This is a genomic window from Lamprobacter modestohalophilus, assembly GCF_016583905.1.
Lineage (GTDB): Bacteria > Pseudomonadota > Gammaproteobacteria > Chromatiales > Chromatiaceae > Lamprobacter > Lamprobacter modestohalophilus.
The window spans coordinates 47,787-54,766 of record NZ_NRRY01000033.1 but is presented as its reverse complement, the minus strand read 5'-3'; the positions used below and the strand labels follow the sequence as shown (position 1 = coordinate 54,766).

Genomic DNA, 6,980 nt, shown 5'->3' with positions numbered 1-6,980 from the left:
ATGAGGTGCTGCCGCTTGATGCAGGACGCTGTCAGGTGCGCTTTCTGATCCCGTCCTGGGCGCCGCTCTATCGGCCTGTCTGTCGCCGAGCCTTGCAGCGTATTGCTGCGCGTGCACAGGTCGTCTCAAGAGTATGAGGCCGTCGCGTTAGGCCTGATCAAGAAGGCGATCCCGATGGATTAGGCGTTCGGTCTCAAGCGGCCGGCCCGTCATCGAGGCTGTAGTGAAGCCCGGTGACTTCCATCACCGCGGCGATCAAGTTCTTCATGCCAGCGATGGATACGCCGCTCTGTTCCTGACTTAGGGTCTCGGCCCTGACCATCTCCATCAGCGTGTTCTGGGGCACTTCGCCGTAGCGCTCGTAGTAGTAGCCGAGGTTGATCGCCAGGAGTCTGGCGACGTCGGCGAGCTCCTCCTTGGAGGTCCGCGCGATCAGCTCGTCGGCGATCTGCATGTAGGTTCGTAAGTCGGTTGGCTCAGACATGATCTCGGGCTTTGCCATCGCTCAACGGCCTAAAAACGCAAAAGCCCCTTCACAGAAGAGGCTTTTCAACCAGGTTTCGGCTCGCTGGAAACCGGACTTACTGGGGCACGACCTGAGCTGCACTCGGGCCTTTCGGACCCTGCTCAACCTCATAGGAAACGGTTTGTCCCTCGGCGAGGGACTTGAAGCCGCCGCCTTGAACGGCGCTGTGATGGACGAAGACGTCTTTGCTGCCGTCGGACGGGGCAATAAAGCCAAAACCCTTTTCGTCACTAAACCACTTAACGGTACCTGTAGCCATGAAGGCGTCCTCTTGTGTGACATCGAACCAATGTTAACGCAGGCGACTGACGAGCATTTCGGAAGGGTCTACGACACATCGGGAAGAGAGGAACGACCGGAAACACGACGAGGAAACGCTGCTTGCGCGTGAGTATGCTAAAAGCACGATCGCCGAGCAAGGTTTCGTCCCGCGAGACCGAAAAACTCGATCATGCGTTCCAACCGTGCGACGGCCTGTTCCGGGCCTGACGCTTCCAACCCCACTTCTTTACTGGTATGACCCTCTGGAGTCTTAGCAAACGTGCATCTGACAGCTTCGCGAGTCTTGGACCAGGTTAGACAGCCAATCCGACCAGGGCTCGAGCGTCGAGACTGAGCGGAGAGAGTTCGTCGATGGCACAGGAAACCGCGTGGGGACGCCTCAGGAGTGGGGTCATGGTGCTGCTCGCCCTATCGCTCTCCTGTGCACATGCGGATCGACCCGCATCACCGCACCGACTGGATCTCAGCTTTCCACCCCTGTCAGCTCAGGAGACCAGTCGGCAGCAACGGCTCGTAGCGGGTCACGGTCAATTCCTGATCGGATTCGGGCGCGCCATGCCCACATCAGGGGAGGAGACGCGAGTCGATGCCGTCCCATGCCAGGTGCTCCCGTCCGGGCTTGCCTCATGCGCTCTACGCGTGCGCTCCCCCGGTGCTGTCGGCCTCCGGCTGGGAGTGCGCGTCGATCGGCTTCCGGTACAGGCCACACTCCGGTTCATCAGTCCCGACGGCACCCCACGGGCGGTTGTCTCGGGTGTGGATGTCAACGCTAGCCTGGCAGCCGATCAGGTGGCCGGGGCCTCCGGTCTCCTCTACTGGTCTCCGGTGTTCGTGGGTGAGGCGCTCGTCCTCGAAATCGAGCTTCCGGTGGGCGTCGATCCTGAGCAGGTCCAAGTCTCCGTACCGCAGGTCTCGCATCTATTCCGGCTGCCCTGGCTGCAAACCGAGATCCACACGGAGACGGATTGTTATCGCGATGTTAGCTGTGACAAGGGCGCTGAAAGAATCAGCCGGGCGACAGCGTTGATCCTGTTCACTGATGCCGACGGCGAGACGGGTACTTGCACGGGTTCCTTGCTTGCTGATGTTGATCCAGCCACCGATATTCCTTATCTGCTGACCGCGCATCACTGTGTCGCTGATCAGCCGAAGGCCTCGAGCATCGAGAGCCTCTGGCGGTATCGGGCGCGCGAATGCGATGGACCCGCTGAGACGCATCTGTGGGTCCGGGGCGGTGCTGATCTGATGGCGACTGTGAGATCCGCGGACAGTAGCCTGCTGCGTCTGAGACAACCCTCGCCGGAGGGTAGCGCCTTCGCGCGCTGGTCAACGGCACTCCCACTCGAGGGCGAACCCGTCTTAAGCATCCATCATCCGCACGGCAAGCCGCAGAAGCTCACCAAAGGCAGGCTCAAGGACTACCTGCATTGCGAGGATGCCGCGTATTGTGGCGAGGATGCAGACCCCGACGGTATCCACTACCTAAGCGTCGCCTGGACGGCGGGGGTCACCAAGTCCGGCAGTAGCGGTGCGGGGCTATTTCTGGTCTCGACGGGTGAGCTGATCGGGGTGCTCTCGGGTGGGCTGAGCAGTTGCGACACTCCCGAGGGGGCTGATGATTATGGGTGGCTCGGATACTGGGGGCACAGCAGCATCATCGGTGGGCTTGACCAACAACGCTGATCCTCAGTCATTGCTGGGGCTTATCACGCCGGTCTCGTGGATGACAAAAGCCGCTGACCTTGACCCCGTCCATCCGCTTGTAGGCGGCTACCCAGGTACAGGTCGCCTGTCGATCGCAGGCCGCTTTGTCCAACTTCGTGCAGGCGTTGGCGAATGCCGCTGCTGGCGCTGCGACGATGGCGATGATCGTCACCGCCAGCAGCATCGGCCAACGGATGGATGGGTTCAGCTTTCGCATCGTTGTGTCCTCTATCGACTGGGACCTGGCAGGCTAAATGGAAATCGAGCGCGTTGCGACCGGTGTCACCGATCTTGACATAGCGGGCTTGCTCGCCGAGCTGCTGCATCGCTGGGGAAAAGTCGAAGGGGATGCGGTTCTGCTGGACGCCGACGAATATTACGATACGCACATCCTCGTCCTGCAAACCCGCAAGGTCTGTCGGCTGGATGATTTCGTAATCGATCAGGATGACGTTCAAGGCCGATGCGTTCAGGGGTGCTGGTCTGTTTGCGGATCGCGGCCAGATTGATCGCATAGCCGATGACGAGCATGATCAAGTTAATACCAAGGATTCAGCCAATGCATGTGCTATCCGTGAACTTCTACACGCTGGAGATCACAGAAGGTTACGCGCTAAAGATGTTCGAACTGCTCATCGACGGTAAACCGATGGCTGAGTGGTTGAAGGATGGTAATGATGGCATTCCGCTTTACCTGGTTAAGGACGAACTCCCGCGATGGAGTTCGATAGCGCCAGGGGCAGCTTCCGACATTTTCATCATCACGGTCTGCGAGTGCGGGGAACCCGGCTGCGGACATTCACGCTGTCGCGTGCGTCGAGACGGTAACCGCGTTGTCTTCGAAGATTTTCGAGGCAACGTCGGTGCAGCCGGGAGAGCTCTGCAGCTTGAGGTGCCAGCCGCGCAATTTGATGACGTGGTGCAACAGATCACGGCGGCTAAAGGTCATGCCTAAGTGGCTGTCCAGTCAGCCAGTGACCATCCAGCCCTGCACCCAGGCCAAGCCGTTGACATACTCCCCGAGCGTTGGTCGCCAGCCGTCCTGAAAGGCCTGCTCGGTAACGTAGATCGGCAGCATGAACTCGCGATCCTCGGGTCTGGCGACGACGACATCGACATGCCAGACGTCGTCACCGAATAGGCGGTAGATCGCCGGCGTCACGGCGATGACCTCGCCTTGATAGACGGCGTCTCAGCAGCAGATACGAGCCCTCCGAGAGATCGATGCGGATGGAATCGAGGTCTTCGTCCGACTGAGGGGACCAGTCGGCCAACGCGGCCTCCTCGGCGACTATTCCAGTGAAGCGAAAGACCACAGCGAGCCAGGACCAGCTGCGCAAAGAGCACATCGCCTGGGATACACATGCGCGGATGCGTGGCATCGTGGATCGGATTGTCATCACTCGCTATCTGCTTCGTGAAGGCGCTGCGGTGCGGAAATGCGGAGCGTGCCGTTTTCGGCTGCCTGGATAAGGATCGAGAAACATCGGGATCTTCAGCATCCCATCTTGACAGCCGTTCGTTCACTGTCTAGCTTATCACTGTCAATGACAGTTAAAGATGGCAATATGACGTGATTCAAGGCTACCAATCCTGGCAGGGCAGCACATCAGAGCTTGCTGCGGCTGCAGCAGACCTGCTACCCGATGGGGCGGACGATGAGCGGCTCAACGAGCGCTTGGTCCGCTACTACGTTCAGAGCGGCCTGCTCACGCGCCCGCAGCGCTCCGGTCGCGAGGCCGTGTTCGGCTATCGCCAGCTGCTCGAACTGGTTGCTGCACGCACCCTGGTGCGCGATGGCTGGCCGCTCGCCAAGATCGCCGATTGGAACCGCAGCGCCGATGAGCGCGCGCTGCTCGACGTCATCGACCAGGGGTCGCCGGTCACGCCGGTTTCTGTGGCAAGCGATGGTCGCGCCCGCTTCCCAGAGACACGTCGTTTGGCGTTGGCCGTGAACGATGACCCCGGAGCTGACCTCGGGCTCTATGCCTGGCTTGCCGAGCGCGGTGTTGCGGTGTTGCGCGCCTATTCCACGGCCCAGGCGCTGAGCCTGCTCGATCGGGCGCGGGTGCATGTGGTCATCTCCGATTTGGCCCGCGTCGAGGCCGGCGCACTGAACAAGCGTGCCGGCATGGTGCTGGCTCAGGCGGTTCGTGAGCGCTCCGATGTGCCCATGGTGCTCTTCACACTCGACAAGTCGCCGCAGATCAAGGCGCTGGCTCTGGACGCCGGGGTCAACTACGTCACCGAAAGCCCCGACGATCTGCGCGACTGGCTGCAGAAGATCGGGCTCTAGCCCAGGAGATCGTGATCATGGCCAGGTTGACCAGTGAGACCCATCCGCTGCGCATCGATGCCGTCGACACGCCAACCGGTGGTCTGATCGGGATGACGCTCTGTCCCGGCAAGCAGCAGTCAGGCTCGGTGTCGGGCGATTGGTATCGAGACCTTGGGACCGATCTGCGCGTCATCGCCGACTGGGGCGCGGCGGCGGTGGTCACGCTGATGGAGCCTAAGGAGTTGGCCTGGGTGGGCGTTGCGCACATGGGGTCAGCCGTGGAAGCCCTCGGTCTGGACTGGTATCACCTGCCGATCCGCGATGTGCAGCCGCCCGGGCAGCGCTTTGAGAACCGCTGGGTACTCTATGGACTGCGGCTGCGGCGCATCCTGCGCCGGGGCGGCCGGGTCTTGATCCACTGCCGCGGCGGGCTTGGGCGTTCCGGTACGGTGGCAGCGCGTCTGCTGGTGGAGTTGGGCATGACGCCGGAGGCCGCCATCGCAGCCGTGCGTCGTGCCCGGCCTGGCACCATCGAAACCCGGGCTCAGCGGCATCATGTGCAGCACTGCAAGGCCCCTGAGCAGGATGAGGCCTTTGTCGATCGCGCGCTTGGCTGCTTGCTCGGTGGGGCCGCCGGTGATGGATTTGGCTACGCTGTTGAGTTCGACAGCCTCAACCGCATCCAGCAGCGCTTCGGACCCGAAGGGCTACGTCATCCCGTGTTCCATGAGGACAGATTGCGCGTCAGCGATGATACCCAGATGACACTGTTCACCCTGGAGGGTTTGGCGCAGGTGCCTGATCGGAGCGCGGACACCGTCGTCATCGATCGTCTTCGTCAGGCTTATCTTGACTGGCTCAACACCCAGCGTCCTGGCGCTCGTCATTCGGCGCTGCGTGGAACACTGGCCAAGCGCCCGGCGATGCAACAGGTGCGGGCGCCGGGCAATACCTGCCTCTCTGCGCTGGGCGCTGGCGGGCAAGGGACACCAGAGCGGCCAATCAATGCCTCGAAAAGCTGTGGCGGCGTGATGCGGGTTGCCCCGATTGGTTGGGCGTCCAGCATTAAACCGCGGACCTGCTTTGACCAGGCCGCACGCGCTGCGGCGCTGACCCACGGTCATCCCGACGGATGGCTGAGCGCTGGCATGCTGGCGGTCGTGATGCAGGCGCTCTTCTCCGGGCAGGGGTTACGCGCGGCGATCGAGACGGCCAAGACCGTCACCGAGGCGGTGATGACGCAGCAGGGGGTCAGGGCCGATCTACTTGGCGTTGTTGCCCATGCTGAGCGGCTGGCCGTTCAGCAGCCTGATGAACCGACGCGTGCGATTGAGGCCATCGGCCTGGGCTGGGTCGGTGAAGAGGCGCTGGCCATTGCGCTGTATGCCGTGCTCAGCGCCGACAGCTTTGAGGATGCGGTGCAACGGGCGGCCAATCATGGCGGCGATAGCGACTCCACCGCGGCGATTGCCGGCCAGCTTTGGGGCGCTTGGAAGGGTCTCGACGCCCTGCCGATGGCGTGGGTCAGGCGCCTGGATGTGCTGCCCGAGTGTCTGCATGGGGTCGCCGAACTGGCCAGGCGCGGCTATCGAGCGGCTGCGACCGAGGCGATGCGGCGCGAGGTTGCCGACAGTCCTTCAGGGACGTTGCCATCCGACGACGCGTTCGATCTCGGGCACTGCAGTCTCTACGAGCATGCGGAGCGGGTGCAGGCGCTGACCGCGTTCTACCACCGAAAAGACGCCGCGCTCATGACGTTCACCGCCAGGGTCTGGGATTCGCTGCTTGAACCCAAGGGACCGAAGGTCGCGTTTATGGCCGAGACCCTTGGCATTGAGGGGCACGACCGTCTGGCGCTGCGCAAGGTTTTGGCAGCCTATCTGCGCACCACGGACGAACGGATCGCGGCGCTCGATGATCCACTTTCGGAGGCCAGCGAGTCTGCGGAGCCAATCGACAACGCTGCGCTGCGACACCCTACCGAGCACATTGCAGCCATCATCGATCAGCAGACTGAACGCTGGGCGCGCCTGCTTAACGTTGAGCCGATGGACCCGCTGCCGGACGTCCCGCAGAGGGCTGCCGTGATCCATGGGCCGTGGATAGAAGCGCGCTTGATTCCCTGATCCCACCACGGTGATGAGCGGCCGCGACGGCGGTCGCCATCGCCGCAACCCCCGATGTACCTGG

Annotated in this window: 9 protein-coding genes and 1 pseudogene; 4 read left to right on the top strand and 6 right to left on the bottom strand. The window is 62.2% G+C overall.

All coding sequences use genetic code 11. The features are described 5' to 3' along the window. Nucleotides 1-193: 193 nt before the first annotated feature. Nucleotides 194-454: a hypothetical protein gene (locus CKO42_RS17390; RefSeq protein ID WP_207148766.1), complete on the bottom strand. Its 261-nt coding sequence runs from the start codon at nt 452-454 to the stop codon at nt 194-196. Between the two features lie 127 nt (nt 455-581). Continuing rightward, nucleotides 582-785, bottom strand: coding sequence for a cold-shock protein (locus CKO42_RS17385; protein WP_200246777.1), 204 nt, complete (start codon nt 783-785; stop codon nt 582-584). A 662-nt stretch (nt 786-1,447) separates the two neighbouring features. Here CKO42_RS17385 and CKO42_RS17380 point away from each other — a divergent pair. Then, the gene (locus CKO42_RS17380) at nt 1,448-2,491 is read left to right on the top strand and encodes a trypsin-like peptidase domain-containing protein (protein WP_200246775.1); all 1,044 of its coding nucleotides are present in this window, start codon (nt 1,448-1,450) and stop codon (nt 2,489-2,491) included. Nucleotides 2,492-2,498: 7 nt separating this feature from the next. Here the strand turns inward: CKO42_RS17380 and CKO42_RS27450 are convergent, their stop codons facing one another. Then, complete coding sequence (locus tag CKO42_RS27450; RefSeq protein WP_242479478.1) at nt 2,499-2,729, bottom strand: hypothetical protein; 231 nt, start codon at nt 2,727-2,729, stop codon at nt 2,499-2,501. A 91-nt stretch (nt 2,730-2,820) separates the two neighbouring features. Continuing rightward, nucleotides 2,821-3,027 (bottom strand): annotated as a pseudogene (locus CKO42_RS28585) (hypothetical protein); the annotation flags it as partial. Between the two features lie 59 nt (nt 3,028-3,086). On the opposite strand from CKO42_RS28585, the gene CKO42_RS17370 reads away from it, so the two are divergent. Next, nucleotides 3,087-3,467, top strand: coding sequence for a hypothetical protein (locus tag CKO42_RS17370; RefSeq protein WP_200246771.1), 381 nt, complete (start codon nt 3,087-3,089; stop codon nt 3,465-3,467). Between the two features lie 12 nt (nt 3,468-3,479). On the opposite strand, the gene CKO42_RS17365 is transcribed toward CKO42_RS17370, so the two are convergent. Further along, on the bottom strand, nt 3,480-3,674 hold the full coding sequence (locus CKO42_RS17365) for a hypothetical protein (protein WP_200246769.1): 195 nt from the start codon (nt 3,672-3,674) through the stop codon (nt 3,480-3,482). Beyond that, the gene (locus tag CKO42_RS28580) at nt 3,671-4,039 is read right to left on the bottom strand and encodes a DUF3581 family protein (RefSeq protein WP_420844328.1); all 369 of its coding nucleotides are present in this window, start codon (nt 4,037-4,039) and stop codon (nt 3,671-3,673) included. Before CKO42_RS28580 ends, CKO42_RS17365 begins: the two co-directional genes overlap by 4 nt. Nucleotides 4,040-4,085: 46 nt before the next feature. Here CKO42_RS28580 and CKO42_RS17355 point away from each other — a divergent pair, with 46 nt between their 5' ends. After that, entirely contained in the window at nt 4,086-4,808 is a 723-nt protein-coding gene (locus tag CKO42_RS17355; protein WP_200246767.1) for a MerR family transcriptional regulator, read from the top strand. 17 nt (nt 4,809-4,825) lie between these two features. Then, nucleotides 4,826-6,916 (top strand): ADP-ribosylglycohydrolase family protein, encoded by a 2,091-nt coding sequence (locus CKO42_RS17350; RefSeq protein WP_200246763.1) that lies wholly within the window; start codon nt 4,826-4,828, stop codon nt 6,914-6,916. Nucleotides 6,917-6,980 lie beyond the last annotated feature (64 nt).

What these genes read in the sequence shown, in the direction of transcription:
- CKO42_RS17390 (WP_207148766.1), bottom strand. Translation starts at nt 454, where the DNA reads ATGCAGATCGCCGACGAGCTGATCGCGCGGACCTCCAAGGAGGAGCTC.
- CKO42_RS17385 (WP_200246777.1), bottom strand. Translation starts at nt 785, where the DNA reads ATGGCTACAGGTACCGTTAAGTGGTTTAGTGACGAAAAGGGTTTTGGC.
- CKO42_RS27450 (WP_242479478.1), bottom strand. Translation starts at nt 2,729, where the DNA reads ATGCGAAAGCTGAACCCATCCATCCGTTGGCCGATGCTGCTGGCGGTG.
- CKO42_RS17350 (WP_200246763.1), top strand. Translation starts at nt 4,826, where the DNA reads ATGGCCAGGTTGACCAGTGAGACCCATCCGCTGCGCATCGATGCCGTC.